The organism is Bordetella tumbae, assembly GCF_054780995.1.
Genome location: NZ_BAAGVG010000018.1, coordinates 524,737 through 547,499, shown reverse-complemented (window position 1 = coordinate 547,499; position 22,763 = coordinate 524,737). Strand labels below are relative to the sequence as shown.

Genomic DNA, 22,763 nt, shown 5'->3' with positions numbered 1-22,763 from the left:
TCCTTGCTTAGCTGCCGCGGAACTTCGGTGCACGCTTGCCATGGAATGCCTCGACACCCTCACGGAAATCGTCCGAGCTGCGCAGGCGGCTATAGCAATGGCCCTCCAGCTCGATAGAGGCCGATAGTGATGCATCCTCAGTGTCATTGAGCAGCTTTTTCGCGGTACGTTGAGCGATAGGAGAAAACGCCACCAACTCGGCCACTAGTTTGTCGGTCGCAGCCTCGAGTTCACTATCGGGCACCACCTCAGTCGCCAGCCCCCAATCGTAGGCTTGCTGCCCACTGATACGGCGGGAGCGCATGACCACGTCTTTGGTGCGCGTAATGCCGACCATTTTCTGCAGCCGCGCCGATCCGCCCGAGCCCGGAATCTGACCCAGCTTTTGCTCAGGCAAAGCATATAGCGTCGTCTCGCTGGCGATACGGAAGTCGCATGCCAGCGAGATTTCGAAACCGACGCCGAAGCAATAGCCGCGATTCGCGACGATCACAGGTTTGCTGCAACGTGCTGGCGCAGCAATGTTCCAGGCCAGTTTCGATACGTGTTCCGGGGATGCCTCGAGAAATCCCTTGATATCGCCGCCACTGGAAAAGTGTTCGCCCTCGGCACGCAAAACGATGACGCGCACACGCTCGTCCTCGTCCAATGCCTCAAAGACCACGCGCAGTTGGTCACGTTGCGGCATGGCGATGACATTCAATGGAGGCCGGCTCAGGATGATGTCGGCGCGCTGTTTTTCCTCGTTGATCTCAACGCGAAAACCGTCGATATTCGCCAGCAAGTCTTGAGCGGGATGTCGCAAAGTGGTCATGGCAGTAAAACTCCTTCGAAATGAATTCCGTAATGCACTGATCGAAACATGCCGTCGATCGGAAAGATGTCAGGCTTCCTGGTTAACTAAGGGTTTGCGCAGCCCATCCCAGCGCTCTAACAGATGGGTGTGTTTGATACCGAATAGATCCAGCACACGTCCTACCGTGTGATTCACCACATCGTCCAGGGATTTGGGCTGGTTATAGAAAGCGGGAACGGGAGGGCAAACGATCGCCCCCATTTCGGTCACACTGGTCATATTGCGCAGATGCGCCAGATTCAATGGCGTCTCGCGCGCCAGCAGCACCACGCGGCGCCGCTCTTTGAGGGCAACGTCCGCGGCGCGACTGACCAGGTTGTCCGCCATTCCCAGTGCGACAGAGGCCAGTGTTTTCATCGAGCAAGGTGCGATCACCATGCCGTCGGTGGCAAACGATCCACTCGATATTGACGCACCGATGTCCTTGACGCTATGCACCACGTCGGCCAGGCTTTCTATCTCGGAACGCTTCATCGACAACTCCTGCGCAGCGGTCAGCGCCCCTGAACTGGACATCACCAGATGGCTTTCCCATTCTGGGTGGCGACGTAGCTCCTGCAGAATCCGCACGCCGTAGATCGCGCCGCTGGCGCCGGTAATGGCGACGATCAAGCGCCTGCGAATAGATTCGGTCATGATTGGGCCAACGAATTGAAATCGACTCGCCGCCCTGATTCAATCCAGGCCGCGAGATCTATCGAGTCTTCGCCGGGCACGCGCACCCGAGTGAAGGTGTGCTCGTGATAGGTCACGGGTCGCGTAGCGTCCAGGCCGAGCTTTGCGCTCACACCCTGTTCGTGCACGGGTGCAACGCCGTCGCCTGCACCCAAGGTGGTCGAAGGATCCAGCGCGGAACCTTGCGCGCCGCTGATCACCACCATATCGCGGTCCGCCTGAAACCGTGTTGCCACAGCCCATTCGACTTGCTGGGGATCGTGGACCTCGACATCCTCGTCCACGACGATCACCTGTTTGATGTCATAGTGGGCACCAAAGGCGCACAAGATGACATTTTTGGGTTGTCCCTCATGCGTTTTACGCAGCTTGACGTAGAGGTGATAACGCCCTACTCCGCCTATCGACAGATGGACGTCCAGGACGTTCGGGAAACTGCGCTGCAGATGGGCGAGCAATGTGGCTTCACGCGGAATGGAACCCAGCAACAGGTGCTCCATTTCTGCCGGCACGATGGTATGGAATATCGGCGCCTGTCTATGGGTAATCGCATCGACGGCGATGACTTCGCGCTGTTCGCGTGCACTGTAGTAGCGGGGGAATTCGCCGAACGGGCCCTCCATCTCGCGCTCGTCACATAGAATGCGGCCTTCGATGACGATTTCCGCATCGGCAGGCACATGCACATCGTTGGTCAGGCACTGCGCCACGCGCAACGGACTGCCATGCAATGCGCCGGCGATGTCCAACTCGTCGTAGTCAATCTGCGTAATCGCCTGCGAGGCCAACAACGTCAAAGGATCGGCACCGATGACGATCGCAATCGGCAGGTCCTCTCCGCGACGCTCGGCCTCTTTGTAGAAGGCATACAGATGGCGGGGCAGCATCAGGATCGCCATGCGATCTTTGCCGTGCACCTGGATACGGTTGATGGATACGTTCTGCACGCCCGTCGCGGGATTGCGCGCGATCACCATACCCGCCGTGATGTACGGGCCATTGTCGTGTTCGCTGTGAGTCGGAATCGGCAGCACTGCGCGCACATCGGGCTGCCGATGCACAACCTGTTGGCACGGAGCCTCTGCCTGCGGCACTAACTGACTGGGCAAGGGTTGCTCGGCAGCCTCGCGGAAGGTGGCCAACAGCTCGGATTCCGCTACGCCCATGGCTTCTGCAATCCATGAACGGCGCGCCATGAAGCCAGAGACGACGGGAACACTGTGACCATCGGGTTGCGGAAAATAGGCCGCCTGCCGGCCGTCCAGGAGCTTGGCGATCGCCACGAGTTCATGTTCGAGGGCAGCTCCCGGCTTGATGACGGCCAACCGGTCTGTAGTGGACAAGTGACTGAGCCAGCCACGCAGGTCAGTGTGTACGGTTTTGCGAGCTTCAGAAATCATGATGTTCAATTCGACGTTGTCATGGACGGGATTGGCCGCCCGATTATTTGGATCCGGACTCGGCAGTGGCATCCGCCACGTACTCACCCGCGGTCAGCTTGCGGCGCAGCACCTTGCCTACGGGCGACTTTGGAATTTCATTGACGAACACATACTCACGCGGCCGCTTGAAATTCAGCAGATCGGAGCTGCGGCAATGCGCGTCCAACTCCGTAGCGTCTACCGCAGCTTTGCGCTTGACGAAGGCGACGACGCGCTGCCCCCAACGCTCGTCCGGCATGCCCGCCACCGCCACTTCGTCAACCGCCGGATGCAATGACAGCACCGACTCGATATCGACAGGCGAGATGTTTTCCCCGCCGCTGATGATCATGTCGTCCACGCGTCCCGTGACGAACAGATCTCCGTCCTTATCGATGTAGCCCGTGTCGCCCGTGCGATACCATCCATTGCGAATGGATTTGGCATCGGCGTCGGGACGATTCCAATAGCCCTCGAACGCTTCATCGCCCGCGAGATCTGCAATGATCTGGCCCTCTTCTCCTGGGGCAGCGAGCGTATCCGGGTCGTCGGCACCCAAGGTAATCACACGCAGCCGAGTATTGATGCCGGCCTTGCCGGCACTGCCCGGTTTACGTGTCGCATCGGCATCGACGGCAAAGGTGTAAACCTCGGAGGAACCGTAGTGATTGACGAACAGCTTCGGCTCGAAAACACGGTTCAGGCGCTGGAGCAACGCGTCGTGCATCGGCGCACCCGCGAAGCCCAGCTTGCTGACGGACGAGACGTCTGTCTGGCGCTGTTCCAGGCAGGTCAGCATGTCGTGATACAGCGTGGGCACCAAATACAGACAACTCAGACGATGTTGTTCAATCGCCTGCAAGGTCAAGGCAGGATCGAATTTCGGCATGCACACGAATAGCCCATCCACCAGCGCCATGGCGAGCAGCGAACGCACACCCATGGTGTGATACAGCGGCATGACACCCAATGTGCGTTCACCGCGGCCATATAGATTCTGTGCGACATGAGCCAGTGCCGCGGCACGCTCGTGGCGATGACGACGAGGCACGCCCTTGGGCTTTCCAGTCGTACCTGATGTGTACAACATCAGGGAGAAATCGTCTGCGTTCGCCTCTGGCACTAATGCCGCGCCCCGATGCTCCTCGATCAGGGACGTGAAACGAATGCAGTCTGCCGCCACCTCGCCGACGGCCACAATCGGCACGTTACCTTGAGCGGCGGCCGGCACGACAGCCTCGGCGCTGATCGGCTCGAAGAATACGGCGCGGACTTCTGCATCCTGAATGCAATAGACGACCTCGTCTTCTTTGGCGCGCCAATTCAGCGGCGTCACCACTACGCCGAGAAATTGGCAAGCCCAATGCAGCGTAGCCATCTCATAGCGATTCTGCAGCACGACCAAGACGCGATCGCCTTGGCGCAAACCCATTCCCTTCAGGCCGGCGGCCAACGCAGCAATATCGTCGTGCCATTGGGCATAGCTGCATACTCTGTCGCCATCGGCAACAGCCAACGCGCCGGGACTGCGCTCGACGCTTTGCAAAAAGGTCCTTCCGAGATCCAGCATGTTCACTCCGCTTTCTGTGAGGCTTCGCGTCGTTCGGTCGCCGTTTCCAGGACCGCCTTGACGATATTCGTGTACCCCGTGCATCGACATAGATGGCCCGACAACATGTCGCGCACCTCTTGTTCGGTCGGGTCGGGATTGCGTTTCAAGTAATCCTGGCAGGACATCAGGATCCCTGCGGTACAGAAACCACACTGCAGAGCGTGGTTCCGGCGGAATGCGAGCTGCAGATCATTCAGGCCCCGTTCATCGCTGGTTAGTCCCTCGACGGTGTCAATACAGCGACCCTCGGCCTGCACGGCCAACGTCATGCATGCGCGCCCGGCCACCCCATCAATGAGCACCGTGCAAGCCCCGCATACGCCGTGCTCGCAGCCTACGTGCGTGCCTGTCGCCCCCAATCCGTGGCGTAGATGATCGGACAGCAAGGTACGCGGCTCGCAGGCTGCGCGGCGTGGCTGGCCGTTCAAAATGAACGACACGACGTGGGTCTCTGCGCTGCTTAATCGTTTCATCGTTTTCTCCCGCTCACGTCATCACCACGCTCGACTACTCTCTGCAACGCACGTGCGCCCAGCGTACGTACCAAATGGCGGCGGAATATCGCAGAAGCGTGTGCATCGTCCTGCGCATCCAGCTGCCAAGCAAAGTCATTCAGGGCAGCCTCCAGATCGCCCCCCTGCAGTCTTGGCCATCGCTGCACGGTAGGTCTGTCAGCAACACCCCCAACCGCCAGTGTCAGTTGCTTATCGTCGGCTACCGCCGCGACGGAAACAATGGCGAAATCGCCATGTCGTGAAGAGAACTCGTCAAAGGCGTAGCGTGTGCCTGGACGCGCCATGGGATAGCGCACGGCCTCCACGATTTCATCGGCGGCCCGCGCAGTCATCAGCATGCCTTGGAAAAACTCCTCCGCAGACAGCACGCGCTGCTTGCGTCGCGTACGTAGTAACACCTCGCCTCCCAGAGCGGCCAACACCAGTGGCAGTTCCGCACTGGGGTCGGCGTGCGCAACGGATCCGCAGACCGTTCCTCGATTGCGAATCTGGAAATGCGAGATGAAGGGGATCGCCTGCGCCAACATGGGCACTTCGTTATGCAGGTCCGGACGCCACTCTACCTTTGCCTGCGTCGCGGCAGCGCCTACTGTCAACCAACCGTTTTCCGCCTTGACATAGTCCAGATCGGCGGCGCGGGAAATATCGATCAACGCACCCGGCTGGGCCAGGCGCATGTTCAACACCGCCATCAACGATTGGCCGCCGGCCAGAATACGGCCATCGGAACCCAGTTCGGCCAAGGCATCGACGGCATCTTGTGCGCTGTCGGCGCGTAGGTAATCAAAGGCTTGTGGCTTCATGATTTGCGCCCCCAACGGCCGAGCAACCGCCGCCACCAGGAGAGCCGGGTCTCGCCACCGGCCTGCCGGCCCAATTGATCGAAAAGCTGGCGCAGCACGATGCGGGCAGCGCCCTCGAGCATCCGTCCGCCCACTGCGGCGACTTTGCCTGAGACTTCAGCTTCGTAGTCGTAGCTCAGCAAGGTGCCGGCGCCGTCGGCGGTCAACGTCACCAGGCCGCTGCCCTTGGCGGTACCCACGCTGGAGATACCCGTCCCGGACAGGCGCAGGCTATGCGGCGGATTCAGATCGGACAAGGCGACCTCGGCGGCATAACGCGCTTTGATCATTCCTACACCCACGGTGACATCTGCGCGATAGCGGTTATCGCCGTTCGGAGTCAGCGCATTGCAGCCGGGAATGACCTTGGCCAACGCTGCGGGATCCATCATCACGGCGTAGACAGCTTCGGGCGCTGCCGCCAGTTTCACTTCGCCGCGGGCCGACAGAGATTTACCGCCTTTGCCTGAGGCTTTTGGTATTGTCTGCGCCCCTGCGGAGGGTGGCGGGTCTGCCATACCGATCAATGCCATGACTTTAGAGGGCGTCAACGGCAGGGTCACATCACTGACGCCTAGCGCATCGGCTACGGCATTGGCGACACAGACTGGCGTACTCATGTTGTTGCCCTCGCCCAGGCCTTTTGCGCCCAGCGGGGTGAACGGGCTAGGCGTTTCCATGTGCAATATCACTGGCTCTGGAACTTCGCAGGTCGTCGGCACGAGATAATCCGCAAAGGTTCCGGACTGGAAGCTGCCGTCCTGACCGTAGCGGAACTCTTCCATCAATGCTGCGCCCAGGCCTTGCGCAAATGCACCGCGGATCTGGCCGTCTGCCAATGCAGGATTGAGGATGCGGCCGGCGTCATGCGTGGTGATGTAGCGGTCAATACGTACGCGTCCGGTGATACGGTCGACTTCAACTGCACATACATCAAAAGCGAAACCGTAAGCGGCAGAGGTATTGACGCGGTCCTGATCGTCTGGCGCAGTCAGCTGCGGCGGTGTCCAGAACGCGGTCTCGCGCAGACCTGGCTCGACTCCCTCGGGTAGCAGTGCCGGAGCCCAATGCGGATTGGCGGCCAGACGGGTAAAGGGCTGAGCCGCCTCGGGACGATTGCGCGGCGCAATTTTTCCTTCGGAGAAAATAATCTCGTCGGCCTGGCAACCGAGTTGCGATGCGGCGATGCCGGCCAGCTTGTCTCGCAGCCGGCACGCCGCCAGATGTACGGTACCAGCCACGGCGCCTGCAAAGCGGCTGGAATAGTTGCCTGCCGCCACGGACCAGCCGTCCTTCTGTGTATCAAACTCAACGTTGACGGTGACGTTATCCGGATCCACACCAAACGCATCGGCAACGATCTGCGCGCATACCGTTTTATGCCCCTGCCCCGCCGGCGCCGACGCGATCACCACGCTGATGCCACCCAGAGGATCCACCGCCACCGTCGCGGCGGCAATGGCGCCATTTTTGGGACCGGCTTTCTCGCGGGCCTCGCGCGGCATCACCGTCGTGATATAGCCCATGTTGGAGATCGATGGCTCGACGATCGCCGCGTAGCCGATACCGTACAACCCGCCACGAGCGCGTACCTCATCACGACGCGCCAGCAACTGATCCAATCCACCTTCGCTGCGGACCAAATCGAGCGCTCCCTGATAGTTCCCCGAATCGATCAAGGCACCAGCCGCGGCCCTATAGGGAAAGGCATCGGCCGCAATGAAGTTTCGGCGATACAGCACGAGTGGGTCGATACTCAGCTGCTGTGCGATACGCTGCATCAAGCGTTCGAGCGCGAAATACACCTGCGGGCCACCAAAGCCGCGCACCAATCCGGCAGGCGTCTTGTTGGTCAGTACCACGCGGTTACGCACGGCCAGGTTGCGAATATCGTAGGCTCCCGTGAGGCAGCCATGCATGCGATAGAACGTAGCAGGCTCGGGCGCTCGCAGATAGCCGCCACAGTCATCGAATTGATCGAAGGACAATGCGGTAATGCGGCCATCCGCGTTAACTGCTGCCTCGATATGCGCCAGACGCCCCGTGGCCGAGGTCGCGGCCGCCAAATGTTCCAGCCGGTCTTCAACCCACTTTACCGGTGCCCCCGCCTTGCGCGACGCCAGGCACATCAATACCGCGTACGGAAACACTGCCTGCTTCACACCGAAACTGCCGCCCGAATCCGCGAAGGTGCGATGCCGCAGCCGATTGCCGGGGACTTTCAGGGCCAACGCCATCACGGTATGCAGCGAGAATGGCCCCATGAAGTTGGACTGCACGTCGTAGCCGTCCTGCACCGACAGATACTCGGCCACCACCACAGCACACTCGATGGGCGTGCAGGAGTTGCGGGGATAACGTACCGTCAACGCTATCCGATGTGCCGCAGCAGCAAAGGCGGCTTCCGGATCGCCATAACGAAAGGATCGATCGCTCACGACATTGCTGCCGACTTTTTCGTGCAGGACTGGCGCATCGTCAGCAATGGCATCATCAATCGAAACGACTGCGCCTAGCGGCTCATAAGCGACCTGGATCAGATCGGCGCCGTCTTCTGCGAGGTACCTGTTTTCCGCTATCACAACGGCGACGGGCTCACCCACGTAACGCACGTGATCAACGGCGAGCGACCATTGCTCCATCGGTTGTTTTACCCCGACGACAAACGGGCGTGACCATGCCGCAAGATCCTGCCCGGTCAACACGGCACGCACGCCAGGCAAGGCCAGGGCGTTTGTACTGTCAATGCCGGTCAATTTCGCATGAGCATGCGGCGAACGCACGATGGCTGCATGCAGAGTGCCTGGGCGTAACGCGGCATCGTCGCCATACAGACCTCGTCCGGTCAGGATAGCCTGGTCCTCTACCCGTTGCCGCCGCGTTCCGACATGCGTACGTGTCGCGTCGAGCGTCGATTGATTGCTTGCGTCCATATTGCTGTTACCAAGCGTGGAGATGTTCCATACGTGTCACTCTGCCTTGATCCCGGCGCGTTCGATAACGGCGCCCCAGGTCTTCAGTTGCTGAGCGTAAAAATCGTGGAAACTCTGCACAGAACCGCCGACCGGCTCAACGCCCTGATCCGCGAAGATTTTCTGAATCTCCGGCGATTTCAAGGCTTGATTCAAGACCTCGTTCAAGCGTTCGACAATGGGTGCAGGTGTGCCTGCCGGGGCGGCCAGGCCGTACCAGACGGATACGCCAAAGCCGGGATAACCTTGCTCGGCCACAGTGGGGATGTCAGGCGCGAGCGGCGAGCGGTTATTGCTCGTCACGGCCAAGGCTCGTTCTTTACCGGCTTTCATTTGCGGCAAAGCGCTGGGCGCGTTATCGAACATGACGTCCACCTCGCCCCCCAGCAATGCCGTGACCATTTGCGAGCTGCCTTTGTAGGGCACGTGCATGGTCGAGATCTTGGCGACCTCTTCGAAGTACGCCATGGTCAGATGATTTGACGTTCCGATCCCTGCGGTAGCGTAGTTCATCTGCCCAGGCTTCTGTTGCGCCCGTTTGACAAAATCAGCCAGGGTTTGGATCGGTGAATCTGCCTTTACCACCAGAAAATTAGGTGTCTGGGCGCCGACGATAATGGGAGAGAAATCTCGCTGCCCGTCGTAGGGCAGCTTTTGGTACAAGAACGTATTCGCGACCAGAGGAAAGCCGACGACGGTCAGCGTATAGCCGTCCGGTGCGGCGCGAGCGCCTTGCTCGGTGCCGACAATCGTGCCTGCTCCGGGTTTGTTTTCGACAATAAAGGGTTGCCCCAGCGCCTCCTGCAATTTCTTTGAGAACAGGCGCGCCATCGTGTCATTGAAACCGCCTGGCGTGTACGGCACGATGATGCGTACGGCTTTGTCGGGATAGGCGGCCTGGACCGCTGTGGCATGCCCAGCCGTCAACCCCAAGATTGCTGCCGCGGCATAACGCCCTATCGTTTTAATCATCAATAGTCTCCGTGTTGCGGGCTTTTTCGCCCTTTCTTAATGTGCGGATCGCGGGTAGCGCTATTGCCCTACGACGCCCGCTTCTTGGTAGATGTGCTTGATTTCCATGAAGTCGATCAGCGCATCAAAGCCGTGCAGACGGCCGATGCCACTGCGTCGATAGCCGCCGGTCTCGGCCTCTGCAAACAGTTTGTTGTGATCATTGATCCACACGGTGCCGTTGCGCAGTGCTCGAGCCACACGCATTGAACGCGCGCCGTCATGTGTCCACACGCTGGCTGACAGGCCATATTCGGTGTGATTGGCACGCGCGACAGCCTCGGCCTCGTCTTCGAATCGTTCCAGCACCAGCAGGGGTCCGAAGATCTCTTCCTGCACGAAAAAGGCGTTGGTATCTCGATGAGCAACCAACGAGGGCGACATAAAGCAGCCCGAGGCAAGCTCCCCCTGCAGTCGATGTCCCGCCAGCACCACCTCGTCGGCGATCTGCTGAGCCGCGTCGATGCCTGCTTGTACTTGCTGCAACGCGTTGGGGTCGATCAACGGCCCGATCTGGGAACCCGGTGCGTCGCCTGGCCCGACTTTCAGGGCAGCCAAAGCATCACGCAGCGCGAGCTTCATTTCTTCGTAGCGCGAGGCATGCACCAACACACGCCGTGCAGCGGTGCACTGCTGGCCCGAGATGATGGTGGCTGCCGCAGCCAAGCGCGGCGCAGCCCATTTCACATCGACATCATCGAACACCACACAGCACGATTTGCCACCCAACTCCAGCGAGAGCTTTTTCATGGTTGGCGCGGCGGCAGCCATAATGCGCTGTCCTACCGCGTTAGATCCCGTAAAGCTGATCACATCCACATCGGATGAGGACACCAGCACTTGAGCCACCTCGCTCCCACTTTCTGTCAGTAGATTCACCACGCCTGCAGGGACATCAGGGTCGCCCACCAACGGCGCGACCAAGGCGGCACTCAAGCGCGCCGTCTGCCATGCAGACTTGATGACCACCGTACACCCGGCGGCCATCGCGGGCGTCAAGGCGCGGATGAGCAGTACCGCAGGCGCATTCCACGGAATGATCAAACCGGCAACGCCGGCCGGCTCTTTTAAGAGCGTCGCGAAAGCGCCCGGCTCGACTTCAAAGACATGGCCCGGAATGTGGCGGGTCAGTCCAGCGTAGTAACGGATCTCGGAAATCGCCGCGGCAATTTCACCGCGCGACTGCGCCAGGACCTTGCCATTTTCCAGGGTCAGTAACTGTGCCAGCGATTCGGATTGCGATTCCAATTGATCGGCCCAGCGCAACATCGCCATCTGACGGCGGCGCGGGCTCTGTGCCCATGCGGTGCCATAAAAAGCCTGGTGTGCCGCCGCAATGGCCGTGTGTGCATCCTGAGCGTCACTGTCGGCGTAGTACCCGGCGACAGCACCGGTGGCAGGATCGTGCCTGACCCCCACTCGCCCGCCCAATGCCGGCGTCCAACGACCGGCGATCAGATTCAGCGCTTGTGCGGTCTGCTGCTGGCTACGGGTCTGTGATTCGTGTGCGGGTTGCGCCATTGCTGCCTCCATCAAGTACGGGTTTGTGAACCTCGTTTTGTCAGGAGGGCAGTCTAGATAGCGGCAAATATCAGGTCAATTAATATTTAATTATTAAGTTCATCACATATAGTGATGACTTGGCTGCCATTGATGATTCCGGGCAGCATGAACCCCGATCATTGCGACCGGGGCATGGATACAAGACAACGCCCTCATTGCAGAGGAATAGCAGCGTCCACGACGACCTGACGCCACTTGCCCATTTGCGCCGTGATGAAAGCAGCAAAATCCGCTGGGGTGCCTCCTGTGGGGACGACACCCTGCTCCCGAAATATTTTCTTGACCTCTTCTGTCGCCAGGATGGCGTTAATCTGAGTATTGAGTTTCTGCAGAATCGGTTCGGGAGTCCCCGCAGGTGCAACAAAGCCATGCCAGGACGAAACGTGATACCCGGGAACGCCGGCTTCAGCGACGGTGGGCAGATCTGGCATCAACGGTGACCGATGCTCGTCAGCAATGGCGATGGCGCGCACCTTGCCTGACTGGATGAACGGCAAGACGTGCGGAAACGCATCAAAGGCCAGCTCAACCTGACCGCCCGCCAGATCCGTCAACATTGGGGTACTGCCTTTGTAGGGAATCTGGGTCATTTCCACTGATGCCATGCGTTCGAACAATGCCATGGCCAAATGATTCGAAGACCCGCTGCCCGAGGACCCATAATTGATCTGGCGCGGGCGAGCGCGCGCGGCCTCCACCACGGCACCGACACTCTTCAAGGATGAGTCGGCATGCACGGCCAACAGCATGGGAGATTGCCCTGCCAGGATCACTGGAGCGAAATCCTTCGCCGTGTCGTAGGGCAAGGATCGGTACAACGCCGGATTGGCGGCAAAGGGAAACTGCGCCACCAGCAGGGTATAGCCATCCGGCGCGGCCTTGGCCGCGATCGAGGTACCGATGATGGTCCCCGCCCCGGGTTTATTGTCTACGACTACCGGCTGCCCCCACGCCGCGCTCAGCTTGTTGGCCACCACGCGGCCCAGCGTGTCATTGAATCCGCCTGGCGGATACGGCACGACGATATGGATAGGTTTTTGCGGATAGTCTTGCGCCTGCGCAGTTGCGCCGCAAGTCATCACCCCAGCAGCCGCCATGACGGCTGCAATACGTTTGAGTTTTCGAAACATGTGCCCCCTCCGTTAAAGAATGCGCAAGACGACACCGTCGGCGCCGCCTGCCTTATTTGTGCGGAGAGTCTAGAAATGGGCCTATATCAGGTCAATTAATTTTTAATGATCACAATAATCACTATTTATGATGAAATAGGCATCTGAGTTTTGCGCAGTGCATGAGCACACCGTGTCTTGGGGACCCTATGGAATTCCGGCAAATTCAATATTTCATCTGCCTCTTTGAAGAAGGCTCTGTCACGCGCGCTGCACGCCGGCTCAACATCGTGCAGCCGGCTTTGAGCATGCAGATCGCGCGCCTGGAGGACGAGTTGGGGCAGCAGCTGTTCGAGCGCAGCCAACAAGGCATGCAGCCTACATCGGCCGCACGCCAGATGTACCGGCTGTTCCTACCGATATTGCGTGATTTCACGCACGCCCGTGAACAAGTCCTGCGCAAGGATGGCGAGCTGCATGGGCACGTCAACATCGGCATCATCGCTTCTGTGGCCCAAGGTGTTTTGTCGGATGCCGTAGAGGAATTCACAGCACAGCATCCCAAGGTCACATTGACCGTGACCGACGGCTATAGCGCTACGCTGGCAGATCGCGTCGCCGGAGGGGAGCTGGACGCCGCGTTCATCAACAAACCGCGCCGCCCTCTGGCACTGAACCTGGAACATGTGGTCGACGAGGACATGGTATTGGTGACGGGGGCCGACTATCACCAGCATCTGCCGGCGAGCGTGCCGTTACGTGATGTCATTGCGTTGGACCTGGCCTTGCCAACGCGCAAACATGGGCTGCGGCTGATCCTGGAGAGTTTCGCCCAGGCAGAGGACATCGATCTGACGCCAGTCTTTGAATTCGACTCCATTGTGTCCATCATCAAGCTCGTAGAGCGCACCCGACTTGTTACGCTACTGCCCCGTGTCGCGATCAGCAATCGAGTACAGCGGGGCCGGCTGAAATGCCATGAGGTGGTTTCACCGCGGCTCATTCGCCAAATCGCCCGGGTCACTCACCCTCGCCGCGCATTGAGCGCCGAGGCTTCTGCGTTTGTGGCTTTATTATCTGAACATATGCGCCGGTTGGACACCTCCCAGCAATCCTCTAAATCCTCTAAGAAATAGGTTTTTTTATGTCGCAGCGACTTCCCCGCTTTGCCGCGTTGATGGCAGGCATCGTTCTCTCGGCCGCCGGAGCGGCCCACGCGGCCTATCCTGAACGCCCCATTAATCTCGTCGTGCCCTTTCCGCCGGGTCAGGCGACTGACATTTTTGCGCGTATGGTGGCCGAGCAGCTGGCCAAAGAAGTCGGCCAGCCCGTGGTGGTCGAAAACAAGGCCGGCGCCGGCAGCAACATTGGTATGCAGTTTGTGCACCGCGCCGAGCCCGATGGCTACACCCTGGTGGTCGGCGGCAGCGCCGCTGCGGTAAACCAGACCTTATATAGCAATCCCGGTTACTCGCTGCAGAAAGACTTCACGCCAGTAGGCGGTATCTTTACCGTTCCCCTGGTTTTTTTGGCGAACCCCAAAAGCGACATCACGTCATTGCCGCAATTGATAGAAAAAGCCAAGGCCAAACCGAACGAACTGGCGTATGCCAGTGCGGGGATCGGCGGCACGCAGCACCTGTCGGCAGAGATGTTCAAAGCCGACGCCGGCGTCGAGATCCGCCACATTCCCTATAAAGGCAGCGGCCCTGCGCAAGCCGATTTTCTGGGCAATCATGTCCCGTTGATGGTGGACTCGGTCACGGCCGCGTTGCCGCACATCAGTTCGCATGCCGCCGTGGCACTGGCTGTCACGACGAGCAAACGCGTGCCTCAGTTGCCCGATGTGCCCACCGTTGCAGAGTCGGGTTTGCCGGGATTTGAGGCGGTAGGCTGGGCCATGGTGTTTGCCCCCGCACAGACGCCTGCCGATGTGGTGACGTACCTCAATCAAAAAATCAACACAATTCTGCAGTCGCCGGAGATGCAAAAAGCCTTGGCCGACCGAGGCGGCCAGCCGTTGGTGTACACCCCCGATGAGGGCAAACGCTTTGTCGACCAGGAGGTCGCAAAATGGGGCAATGCCGTCAAGAAATCGGGCGCGTCGGTTGACTGACGCTCTGCCATGCTGACCTTCAAGCAGATCGAGGCCCTGTATTGGGTGGTGCAGTTGGGAGGTTTTGCCAATGCGGCAGAGCGGCTCAACACCACCCAATCGGCGATCACCAAGCGGATTCAGGAACTGGAGACGAATTTCGGTATCCAGATCTTTGACCGCAGCGGCCAAAAGGCCACATTGACGCGCATGGGCGAAGAGCTGCTGGATATGGCGGCGGATCTGCTGGGACGGCGCGATCAGATGCTGCTCAAGATGAAAGGCTTCAAGCCTTTCTCGGGCTCGCTGCGCCTGGGCATCACGGAAATCACGGCGATGACCTGGCTGCCCAGGCTGATGACGGAACTGAGGACGCTGTTTCCCGAACTGGTCGTATTGCCGAAAATCGGCTTGGCGTGGCAATTGCAGCAGAGCTTGCTGCAAGGGCAATTGGACATGGCGATCCTGCACCGGGAGTTACGCAATCCGTTTCTGGAGGCCGAGCCGATTGCACAGGTGAATTTTTCATGGGCAGGCAGTCCGGATGTGATCTCCCCGACCAAGGTCTATACCCCGGAGGACCTGTCCCGGCTGAACATTATTCGCCAGGACCCGGATTCGGGTCTGAATGCGATTTATGACGAATGGTTTGCCCCGTATACGCCGCAGTCGAATTTGTTCACCATCAACAGCCTGCAGGCGATGGTGGGCATGGCGGTGGCGGGGTTTGGCGTGGCGTGCATGCCGGAGGACTATTTTTCAGAGCTGTTTGCGAGCCGCAAACTGATAGTCGCCCGCACGACGAAGGCCATGCCTTCGTCGCTGTACTGCGCCATGTATGCAAAGCAATCGAACACCATGTTCTATCAGGAGATCGCGCGCATTGCGCGCGAGGTGTGCGATTTTTCTCAGCCGTATGGCGGGCTCAGCGCATAACGCCAGGCCGTCGGCATCAACGGTTTGATATCGAAGTTTTGTCGCTCGGGACTCGGTGCCTGAGGCTCAATGCTTGATATCGGATAGGAACTTGCGTGCGCGATCAGTCTGCGGTTGCTCAAAGAACTGCTTGGGCGGCGCTTGTTCGACGATGCGGCCGGCGTCCATGAACCAGACCATATCGGCAACGTCGCGAGCGAAGTTCATTTCATGAGTCACGCACACCATGGTCATGCCTTCGGCGGCGAGGGATTTCATGACCAGCAAGACTTCATTGACCATTTCCGGGTCCAAGGCACTGGTGGGCTCGTCGAACAGCATGATGCGCGGCTTCATGGCCAGGGCGCGGGCAATCGCGACACGCTGTTGCTGGCCACCCGATAGCTGGCCCGGATAGGCATCGGCCTTGTGCCCCATGCCTACACGCTCCAACAACGCCACCGCATGTTCGCGCGCCTGGTTTTTATTCAGCCGCTTGAGCAGCACAGGGGCCATCATCAGGTTTTCCAACACGCTCATGTGCGGGAATAAATTGAACTGCTGGAAAACGAAACCAATATGGCTGCGCATATCGTCGATCGATCCACAGTGGTAGACGTCGACGCCATCGACAACGATGTTGCCTTTCTGGATCGGCTCCAGGCGATTGACGGTGCGGATCAGCGTGGACTTGCCTGACCCCGAGGGCCCGCACACCACCAGGACCTCGCCTTTTTGCACTTGGGCATTGATGTTGTCCAGGGCGAGATATTCGCCATACCATTTACTGACGTTCTTGAATTCGATCATGGGTAAGCCTAGGCTGCGACGGGTCGGGTCCCGCTCATGCGGATCTCAACGAGTTTGACGGCGCCGGTAAGAATCAGGTTCAGCACGAAATAGGTCAGCGCCAACAACGCGAAGACTTCAAACGGCTTGGTCAGCAGAATATTGTTGACCTGCGAGGCAGCAAAAGTCAGCTCATGCACGCTGATGACGAAACCCAGCGAGGTTTCTTTCACCGTGGAGATGAACTGGCTGAGCATGCTGGGAATGGTGTTGTACAGGGCCTGCGGCAAGATGATCTTGCGCATGGTCTGCATATGACTCAATCCGAGCGAGCGGCCGGCTTCCATTTGGCCAGCCGGCAAGGCCTGGATCCCGCTGCGGATGATTTCGGACAGGTAGGCACCCTCGTACAAAATCAATGCGGCAGCCATGGTCACGACACCGCTGACCGAGGTGCCGATGGCCAGCGGCAGGAAAAAATAGGCCCAGAAAATGAACATGATGAGCGGCAAGCCGCGCACCAGATACACCACCGCCGTAGCGGGCCAATAGAATATTTTGTGCGAGCTGATCCGGCCCAGGGCCAGCAACACGCCTAGCGGAAACGCCAATGCCAGGCTGACCAGCGCCAGGCCTACGGTTGCGACGAGGCCGCCCATCGGGCCGTTGGGCCATTGGCCCACCAGCAGCAATAACCAGTTATCGGAAAGTATCTCGAGCATGACGGCCTTACCGGGTCTTGGCCACGTACGCGACCCGTTTAGAGAGATAGGCGCCCGCCAGCATCAGCAATAGCGAGATCACCAGATACAACACCGTCACGACAGTGTAGATTTCGAATGTCTTGAACGTTGCGGACTCAATTTCCCGGCCCGCCCCCGTGAGCTCTATCAGGCCGATGGCCATCGCCAGGCTGGTGTTCTTGAACAAGAGCAGGGTCTGGTTTGTCAGTGGCGGGATGGAGATCTTGAAGGCCTGGGGCAGGATGACCTTGCGCATGGTGCGCAGATAGCTCAGCCCCAGACTGCGCGAGGCCTCCATCTGGCCGCGCGGGATGGCGCGAATCGCGCTGCGCAGATCCTCGCTGACGTAGGCAGCGGTCACGAGTCCCACTGCAATCGTGGCGTAAAAGAACTCGCCGCCGACGACATTGATCACGTCGTCCGCCGCGACCGGCATGAGGGCCGCGACACCGAAATACCACAACAGAATATGGACCAGCATCGGCACGTTGCGATGAAAGGCCACATACAGAATGATCAGGTAATTCAAGACCCGGATGTTGAGCATGCGCAACACGGCAAGCACGCTGCCCAGCGCGAACGCCAACACCCAGGCAAGCAAGGTCATCTTCAGGGTGGTGAGCAATCCACCCAAGATCAACGTCGGGTAGCCGTTACTGAGTAACGCACCGAAATCCAATGTGTAGTTCATAAGCTACCCGCCCTGCCGGGATCAACCTTTGATTTCTTCGACTTTGAACACGCGCTTGGTCGGGAACTTGGTGTCCGGGCCAAACCAACGGTCGAAAATGGTTTGCAGCTCGCCGGAAGTCTCCAGCTTGGTGAGGACCTTGTTCACCTCATTGCGCAGGCCGTCTTCGCCTTTACGCATGCCGATACCCCACGGCTCGACGAACAACGGCTCTTCGATGATATCGAGTTTGACGGGCGAGCTTTCGGCGTCTTGCTTGAACTTCAACAGCATGAGTTCCGAGCCGACAAAGCCGGAGACCTTGCGCTGTTGCAGGGCGACAAAGGCGGTCGGAGGATCTTTGAACGTCACGGTGGTGACATCCGGGATCAGGCGTTTGGCGCCCGACTCCGAGGAGGAGCCTGCAACGGCGCTGACGCGCTTGCCCGCCAAATCGGCATTCGTTTTGAGTGTACCGGCATCGTCGCGGCGGATCAGGATCTTTTGCGGGCTGACGTAGTGCTGGTAGCTGTAGTCGATCTGCTGCGCGCGCTCGGGAGTCCAACCCAGATTGGCGGCCACCAGGTCGACGCGGCCACCGGCCAGCTCGGGAATCCGGGCTGCCACGGAGATCATTTTGACTTCAAGCTTGACGCCCAGGTCGGCGGCAATTTTATTGCACAGATCGATTTCGTAGCCCACGACCTGACGGGTCTTGGGATCCTGAAAACTAAAGGGCTCGGAGGTGCCGAGCGTGCCGCACACCAGGGTGCCGCGCGCTTTGATATCGGACAGCGCGTCAGCGTGCGCGACGTTTGCCATGCCCAGGCAAGCCACCAGGGGCAGGCACTTCAGAATATTTTTGAAGACCATGATTTCCTTCCTTGAGTGTTATTGAAGTTGGCGGCAAGCTTGCGCCAGTTTTTCGCAGCCGAGCTTGATGGTCTCCAGATCGGTGGCGAAACTCATACGCAGATAGCCGGGGTTGCCATAAGCGGTACCGTCCAGAACGGCAACGCCGGCGGCGTCCAGCAGGTAATGCACAAACTCCAGGTCGTTGGTAATGGTCTTGCCATCTGGCGTTTTCTTGCCAATGAAGCCCTGGATGTTGGGAAACACATAGAATGCGCCGGCCGGGTTGGGGCAGCTCATCGATTCGATGCCATTGAGCAGGCTGACGATCGTGTCGCGACGCTCTTTGTAGATGGCCACGGTATCGGCCACGCATTGTTGGTCTGCGGTCAGTGCCGTGGCTGCGGCCACTTGGCAAATCTGGCTGGCGCACGAGGTGGATTGCGAAATCAGTGTCGAGATTGCTTTTGCCAGCCAGGCAGGGCCAGCCGCATAGCCGATGCGCCAGCCAGTCATGGCGTAAGCCTTGGAGACGCCGTTGACCAACATGACGCGCGATGCCAGGCCGGGATTCACGGCCAGCGGCGAAATGTAGTTGCCGTCGTAGCAGAAGTGTTCGTAGATCTCGTCGACCATCAGCAGGACTTGCGGATGGCGTTCGATCACGGCGAGCAAGGCCTTGAGCTCGGCTTCGGTGTAGATCGCGCCTGAGGGGTTGTTGGGGGCATTGAGCAACAGCCATTTGGTACGCGGCGTGATCGCGACCTCGAGGGCCTCGGGCGTGACCTTGAAGTCCTGTGCTTCGGTCGTCGGCAGGATGACTGGCTTGCCGTCGTTCAACAACACCATGTCCGGATATGACACCCAGTACGGCGTGGGGATGATGACCTCGTCGCCCGCGTTCAATGTTGCTTGCAGCGCCGAGAAAATCAGTTGCTTGGCGCCGGTGCCGACGACCAATTGATCCAGTTCGAAGGACAGCTTGTTTTCGCGCTGAAATTTTTGCTGGATAGCCACCAGCAGTTCGCGGATACCGGCGGACGAGGTGTATTTCACTGCGCCGCTTTTGATCGCAGCGATACCAGCCTGTGCGATATGCGCAGGCGTTTTCAGGTCTGGCTCGCCGATGGTGAAGTCGACGATTTCCCGGCCCTCGGCGCGCAGTTGATCGACCTTGCGTTTGGCCGCCATGCTGGGCGACGGCTTGATCGCGCTCATGCGTTGCGCGAGGAAAGAAACGGCTTGATTCGTGTTGCTGGCAGTCATGATGCGATTTACAGGAGGTTCTTGGATTCCAATACGGCGTGCAACCAGCTTTGGCGCTCGGCACCGCTGTCGATCTCGGCCATGATGCGCTCTTCTTTTGCAGCGTGAGCACGGGCTTTTTCTACCAAAGCGTCAGCCTGAGCGACCGGGAACGACACGATGCCGTCTTCGTCGGCCACAATCACGTCGCCAGGCTGGATGACCTGCCCGCCGATGGTGACCGGCACGTTGACTTCGCCAGGACCGTCTTTGTAGGGGCCACGGTGCACGTGGCCACGGGCGTAGCAGGGGAATGAATCATTCTCGAAAGCCGCCACGTCGCGAATTGCGCCATCGACGATCAGGCCAACGCAGCCACGCTGCTGCAGATAACGCTTCATGATTTCGCCCACGCAGGCGTTGGTCAGATCGCCACCGGCGTCCACCACCAGCACGTGACCCGGCTGAATCAAGGTCATGGCTTTGTAGATGAACAGGTTGTCGCCGGGACGTGTCTTGACCGTCAGCGCGCTGCCGACCAGCTTGCCGCTGCGGTTGTAGCGGTTCAAACCGACAACGCCGCTCTGGCGGTGCATGTTGTCGCTCAGATGCGGGGTCACGATGGACTGCAGGGCATTTGCCAACTCGGCGCTAAGCACCGGAGCGGCAGCATTGAGGGTAAATGGCGAAGCGTTTTGCATGGGGTTCGGTCTCCAGAAGACTGGATCATGCAAAAAACACGGACACGCCAAAAGGGAATTAAAAGCCTATGGTTTTATTCCTTTTATGAATATAAGCCGGCATGAGTCACACCGCAGTCCACTAATGTGGAGTTTTTATTCTTTTATGACAATGGCTTATATCGTTTTATAAAAAACCCATCAAAGAACGCATTGTTCATGCGGCACCGCACCATTATGGACCCTTGATGCGGGAAATCCCCTAGCACATTGCGGCTTCTTCAGGCCCGATCACTGCGCAGTTTGACCACATTTTGACCACGACACGAATCGATCTGCTGCCGTTGTCGTTACCACGGGTCAGCCCGAATTCAAGATAAGAACGATTTCTATTAATATCATCAGTTCTGCTATTCCTCCACCTGGCAATTTACCCCCGGAATCCGCCCGTGAGTGCCGCGTCCCTCCCTTACGTTTCGCCACCATCGGTGGATACGCTGTACGCCGAGCACCACTCCTGGCTCAGGACGTGGCTGCAACGGCGCCTGGGCAACGCCGCCGACGCGGCCGACATGGCACACGAAGCCTTTTTACGATTGATCATGAAGCCCGCGCCGCGGGGATTTCATAGCCCGCTGGAGGCCCGCGCCTATTTGCGCTCCATGGCGCAAGGCATGTGCATCAATCTGTGGCGTCGAAGAGAAATCGAACAGGCATGGCTCGATACACTGGCTGCGCAGCCACAGGATGTCGCGCCCTCGGCCGAGCGGCAGGCAATCGTGCTGGAGGCGCTGCACGAGATCGCAACGCTGTTGCAAGGCTTGCCCGCCAAGGCGGCCCAGGCTTTTCTGATGTCGACCATATGCGGCATGACGGCCTCGGAGGTGGGCTGCGAACTCGGCGTATCCTCGCGCATGGTGCGCAAGTACGTCGCACAAGCCATGCTGCGCTGTATGCAGGCCCATGCAGTCCAGACCGCGGCTGAACTGCGGACCTCACCCGCGGTGTGATGCGCGTGTTCACCGACCTGCCATAACCCCATGCCTGCAACGTCCTCCATCGATTCTGCGCAACCGGGCAGCCACGGCCAAGATAAAGACCCTTCGCACGCGGCGATGGAACAGGCCGCGCACTGGTATGCCCTGCTGATTTCCGGCGAAGCTGATGCGGCTGACCGTGCCCGCTGGCAGGCCTGGCTGGCGGCCAACTCGCAACATCGGCACGCCTGGGCCTACGTGGAAGCAGTCAGCCAACGCGTGCTGGCTCCTCTGCAGAATGCGCCCGACCCGACGTTATTGGCCTCCAAGGTCCACGACGTGCATACCCGCGAGCGATCCCGCCGACGCGTATTGGCAGGACTCGGCACCGTGGCAGGGCTGGGCCTGATCGGCTGGACAGGCTGGACACACACACCGATCGCTGGGGTCCTGGCAGCCTGGACTGCAGACTATCGCACCGGCACCGGAGACATTCGCGAAATCAGGTTGGCCGACGGCTCGCGCATCTGGCTCAATGCGGGCAGTGCGGTCAACGCCGATATGTCGGCGAATTTGCGCAAGCTCACGCTGATCGCCGGGGAGGTCCTGGTATCGACAGCCCACGGAGATACTCGTCCGTTTATTGTCGAGACGCCGCAGGGGCAATTGCGCGCGCTGGGCACACGCTTCACAGTCCGGTGCGAGCCTGAGCAAACCTTTCTGGCCGTCTACGACGGCGCAGTCGAAATCCGAACCGCGGCCAACGACACGACCACCATCATTGCCGCGGGGAAACAGACGCGGTTCAGTCTGGATCACATCGCCGATGCCACGGAGGCCGACCCCGCGCGAGAGGCGTGGAGCCGTGGAGATTTGATTGCCTGGGATTTGTCGCTGGCGGCTGTGGTGCATGAACTCAATCGCTATTACACAGGACATATCGCACTGGATCCGGCCGTCGCACGGCGCCGTGTATTCGGGACATTTCCGTTGCGCGATGTGGATGGCGCGCTGGCCATGCTCGCGGACGTGGCGTCGCTACAGGTGCGTAAACCGCTGCCATGGTGGATTTCAATCAGTAGCCGCGACGCCACGCCGGCTCCTGCTCAATCCCGTTGAGCGTTTTGTTATCCGGGCACAAAGCACCCCTGATTTTTTTTTACCGCGTGAGTTCCGCTTTTTGCCCTCTCGATTGATTTAGAGATAGAGAGGGCCGCACGT

21 protein-coding genes are annotated in these 22,763 nt (G+C 59.3%); 5 read left to right on the top strand and 16 right to left on the bottom strand.

Annotation, left to right across the window (positions count from 1 at the left end; all coding sequences use genetic code 11):
- Nucleotides 1–7 precede the first annotated feature (7 nt).
- The 10 genes from ACYVI2_RS17360 to ACYVI2_RS17315 form a co-directional block, all read right to left on the bottom strand.
- Complete coding sequence (locus ACYVI2_RS17360; RefSeq protein ID WP_415815827.1) at nt 8–814, bottom strand: enoyl-CoA hydratase/isomerase family protein; 807 nt, start codon at nt 812–814, stop codon at nt 8–10.
- A 69-nt stretch (nt 815–883) separates the two neighbouring features.
- Nucleotides 884–1,492 (bottom strand): UbiX family flavin prenyltransferase, encoded by a 609-nt coding sequence (locus ACYVI2_RS17355; RefSeq protein ID WP_415815825.1) that lies wholly within the window; start codon nt 1,490–1,492, stop codon nt 884–886.
- On the bottom strand, nt 1,489–2,931 hold the full coding sequence (locus ACYVI2_RS17350) for a UbiD family decarboxylase (protein WP_415815823.1): 1,443 nt from the start codon (nt 2,929–2,931) through the stop codon (nt 1,489–1,491). The genes ACYVI2_RS17355 and ACYVI2_RS17350 overlap by 4 nt, the downstream gene beginning before the upstream one ends.
- Nucleotides 2,932–2,974: 43 nt before the next feature.
- Nucleotides 2,975–4,522: an AMP-binding protein gene (locus ACYVI2_RS17345; protein WP_415815821.1), complete on the bottom strand. Its 1,548-nt coding sequence runs from the start codon at nt 4,520–4,522 to the stop codon at nt 2,975–2,977.
- A gap of 2 nt (nt 4,523–4,524) precedes the next feature.
- A complete protein-coding gene (locus tag ACYVI2_RS17340) occupies nt 4,525–5,037 on the bottom strand; it encodes a (2Fe-2S)-binding protein (protein WP_415815819.1) in 513 nt (170 codons plus the stop codon).
- Nucleotides 5,034–5,882, bottom strand: a complete 849-nt coding sequence (locus tag ACYVI2_RS17335) for an FAD binding domain-containing protein (RefSeq protein ID WP_415815817.1) — start codon at nt 5,880–5,882, stop codon at nt 5,034–5,036. The genes ACYVI2_RS17340 and ACYVI2_RS17335 overlap by 4 nt, the downstream gene beginning before the upstream one ends.
- The gene (locus ACYVI2_RS17330; RefSeq protein ID WP_415815815.1) at nt 5,879–8,854 is read right to left on the bottom strand and encodes a xanthine dehydrogenase family protein molybdopterin-binding subunit; all 2,976 of its coding nucleotides are present in this window, start codon (nt 8,852–8,854) and stop codon (nt 5,879–5,881) included. Before ACYVI2_RS17330 ends, ACYVI2_RS17335 begins: the two co-directional genes overlap by 4 nt.
- 36 nt (nt 8,855–8,890) lie before the next feature.
- Nucleotides 8,891–9,865 (bottom strand): Bug family tripartite tricarboxylate transporter substrate binding protein, encoded by a 975-nt coding sequence (locus tag ACYVI2_RS17325; protein WP_415815813.1) that lies wholly within the window; start codon nt 9,863–9,865, stop codon nt 8,891–8,893.
- A 60-nt stretch (nt 9,866–9,925) separates the two neighbouring features.
- Nucleotides 9,926–11,425: an aldehyde dehydrogenase family protein gene (locus ACYVI2_RS17320; RefSeq protein WP_415815811.1), complete on the bottom strand. Its 1,500-nt coding sequence runs from the start codon at nt 11,423–11,425 to the stop codon at nt 9,926–9,928.
- Nucleotides 11,426–11,619: 194 nt separating this feature from the next.
- Nucleotides 11,620–12,597 carry a tripartite tricarboxylate transporter substrate binding protein gene (locus tag ACYVI2_RS17315; RefSeq protein WP_415815809.1) on the bottom strand — a complete coding sequence of 326 codons (978 nt, stop codon included), beginning with the start codon at nt 12,595–12,597 and terminating at the stop codon, nt 11,620–11,622.
- A gap of 188 nt (nt 12,598–12,785) precedes the next feature.
- Here ACYVI2_RS17315 and ACYVI2_RS17310 point away from each other — a divergent pair, with 188 nt between their 5' ends.
- Genes ACYVI2_RS17310 through ACYVI2_RS17300 form a run of 3 tightly spaced genes read left to right on the top strand, consistent with a single transcriptional unit; the run spans nt 12,786 to nt 15,607 of the window.
- Nucleotides 12,786–13,712 (top strand): LysR family transcriptional regulator, encoded by a 927-nt coding sequence (locus ACYVI2_RS17310; RefSeq protein WP_415815807.1) that lies wholly within the window; start codon nt 12,786–12,788, stop codon nt 13,710–13,712.
- A gap of 8 nt (nt 13,713–13,720) precedes the next feature.
- Nucleotides 13,721–14,692, top strand: coding sequence for a Bug family tripartite tricarboxylate transporter substrate binding protein (locus ACYVI2_RS17305; RefSeq protein ID WP_415815805.1), 972 nt, complete (start codon nt 13,721–13,723; stop codon nt 14,690–14,692).
- Between the two features lie 9 nt (nt 14,693–14,701).
- The gene (locus ACYVI2_RS17300; RefSeq protein WP_415815803.1) at nt 14,702–15,607 is read left to right on the top strand and encodes a LysR family transcriptional regulator; all 906 of its coding nucleotides are present in this window, start codon (nt 14,702–14,704) and stop codon (nt 15,605–15,607) included.
- Nucleotides 15,608–15,673: 66 nt separating this feature from the next.
- On the opposite strand, the gene ACYVI2_RS17295 is transcribed toward ACYVI2_RS17300, so the two are convergent.
- Genes ACYVI2_RS17295 through ACYVI2_RS17270 form a run of 6 tightly spaced genes read right to left on the bottom strand, consistent with a single transcriptional unit; the run spans nt 15,674 to nt 20,586 of the window.
- Nucleotides 15,674–16,396 (bottom strand): amino acid ABC transporter ATP-binding protein, encoded by a 723-nt coding sequence (locus ACYVI2_RS17295; RefSeq protein WP_415815801.1) that lies wholly within the window; start codon nt 16,394–16,396, stop codon nt 15,674–15,676.
- An 8-nt stretch (nt 16,397–16,404) separates the two neighbouring features.
- Entirely contained in the window at nt 16,405–17,097 is a 693-nt protein-coding gene (locus tag ACYVI2_RS17290) for an amino acid ABC transporter permease (protein ID WP_415815799.1), read from the bottom strand.
- Nucleotides 17,098–17,104: 7 nt separating this feature from the next.
- Nucleotides 17,105–17,809, bottom strand: coding sequence for an amino acid ABC transporter permease (locus tag ACYVI2_RS17285; RefSeq protein WP_415815797.1), 705 nt, complete (start codon nt 17,807–17,809; stop codon nt 17,105–17,107).
- A 21-nt stretch (nt 17,810–17,830) separates the two neighbouring features.
- Entirely contained in the window at nt 17,831–18,661 is an 831-nt protein-coding gene (locus ACYVI2_RS17280) for an ABC transporter substrate-binding protein (RefSeq protein WP_415815795.1), read from the bottom strand.
- Between the two features lie 18 nt (nt 18,662–18,679).
- On the bottom strand, nt 18,680–19,906 hold the full coding sequence (locus ACYVI2_RS17275) for an aminotransferase class I/II-fold pyridoxal phosphate-dependent enzyme (protein ID WP_415815793.1): 1,227 nt from the start codon (nt 19,904–19,906) through the stop codon (nt 18,680–18,682).
- An 8-nt stretch (nt 19,907–19,914) separates the two neighbouring features.
- Nucleotides 19,915–20,586 carry an RraA family protein gene (locus tag ACYVI2_RS17270; protein ID WP_094823606.1) on the bottom strand — a complete coding sequence of 224 codons (672 nt, stop codon included), beginning with the start codon at nt 20,584–20,586 and terminating at the stop codon, nt 19,915–19,917.
- 428 nt (nt 20,587–21,014) lie between these two features.
- Here ACYVI2_RS17270 and ACYVI2_RS17265 point away from each other — a divergent pair, with 428 nt between their 5' ends.
- Together ACYVI2_RS17265 and ACYVI2_RS17260 are read left to right on the top strand one after the other, a co-directional pair.
- Entirely contained in the window at nt 21,015–21,575 is a 561-nt protein-coding gene (locus ACYVI2_RS17265; protein WP_415815789.1) for a sigma-70 family RNA polymerase sigma factor, read from the top strand.
- Nucleotides 21,576–21,605: 30 nt separating this feature from the next.
- Nucleotides 21,606–22,661 carry a FecR domain-containing protein gene (locus tag ACYVI2_RS17260; protein WP_415815787.1) on the top strand — a complete coding sequence of 352 codons (1,056 nt, stop codon included), beginning with the start codon at nt 21,606–21,608 and terminating at the stop codon, nt 22,659–22,661.
- The last annotated feature ends 102 nt before the right edge of the window (nt 22,662–22,763 follow it).

Coding starts and splice junctions, on each gene's coding strand:
- ACYVI2_RS17275 (WP_415815793.1), bottom strand. CDS start 19,906: ATGACTGCCAGCAACACGAATCAAGCCGTTTCTTTCCTCGCGCAACGC.
- ACYVI2_RS17270 (WP_094823606.1), bottom strand. CDS start 20,586: ATGCAAAACGCTTCGCCATTTACCCTCAATGCTGCCGCTCCGGTGCTT.
- ACYVI2_RS17325 (WP_415815813.1), bottom strand. CDS start 9,865: ATGATTAAAACGATAGGGCGTTATGCCGCGGCAGCAATCTTGGGGTTG.
- ACYVI2_RS17295 (WP_415815801.1), bottom strand. CDS start 16,396: ATGATCGAATTCAAGAACGTCAGTAAATGGTATGGCGAATATCTCGCC.
- ACYVI2_RS17345 (WP_415815821.1), bottom strand. CDS start 4,522: ATGCTGGATCTCGGAAGGACCTTTTTGCAAAGCGTCGAGCGCAGTCCC.
- ACYVI2_RS17305 (WP_415815805.1), top strand. CDS start 13,721: ATGTCGCAGCGACTTCCCCGCTTTGCCGCGTTGATGGCAGGCATCGTT.
- ACYVI2_RS17315 (WP_415815809.1), bottom strand. CDS start 12,597: ATGTTTCGAAAACTCAAACGTATTGCAGCCGTCATGGCGGCTGCTGGG.
- ACYVI2_RS17285 (WP_415815797.1), bottom strand. CDS start 17,809: ATGAACTACACATTGGATTTCGGTGCGTTACTCAGTAACGGCTACCCG.
- ACYVI2_RS17310 (WP_415815807.1), top strand. CDS start 12,786: ATGGAATTCCGGCAAATTCAATATTTCATCTGCCTCTTTGAAGAAGGC.
- ACYVI2_RS17350 (WP_415815823.1), bottom strand. CDS start 2,931: ATGATTTCTGAAGCTCGCAAAACCGTACACACTGACCTGCGTGGCTGG.
- ACYVI2_RS17360 (WP_415815827.1), bottom strand. CDS start 814: ATGACCACTTTGCGACATCCCGCTCAAGACTTGCTGGCGAATATCGAC.
- ACYVI2_RS17260 (WP_415815787.1), top strand. CDS start 21,606: ATGCCTGCAACGTCCTCCATCGATTCTGCGCAACCGGGCAGCCACGGC.
- ACYVI2_RS17320 (WP_415815811.1), bottom strand. CDS start 11,425: ATGGCGCAACCCGCACACGAATCACAGACCCGTAGCCAGCAGCAGACC.
- ACYVI2_RS17280 (WP_415815795.1), bottom strand. CDS start 18,661: ATGGTCTTCAAAAATATTCTGAAGTGCCTGCCCCTGGTGGCTTGCCTG.
- ACYVI2_RS17330 (WP_415815815.1), bottom strand. CDS start 8,854: ATGGACGCAAGCAATCAATCGACGCTCGACGCGACACGTACGCATGTC.
- ACYVI2_RS17290 (WP_415815799.1), bottom strand. CDS start 17,097: ATGCTCGAGATACTTTCCGATAACTGGTTATTGCTGCTGGTGGGCCAA.
- ACYVI2_RS17355 (WP_415815825.1), bottom strand. CDS start 1,492: ATGACCGAATCTATTCGCAGGCGCTTGATCGTCGCCATTACCGGCGCC.
- ACYVI2_RS17300 (WP_415815803.1), top strand. CDS start 14,702: ATGCTGACCTTCAAGCAGATCGAGGCCCTGTATTGGGTGGTGCAGTTG.
- ACYVI2_RS17335 (WP_415815817.1), bottom strand. CDS start 5,882: ATGAAGCCACAAGCCTTTGATTACCTACGCGCCGACAGCGCACAAGAT.
- ACYVI2_RS17340 (WP_415815819.1), bottom strand. CDS start 5,037: ATGAAACGATTAAGCAGCGCAGAGACCCACGTCGTGTCGTTCATTTTG.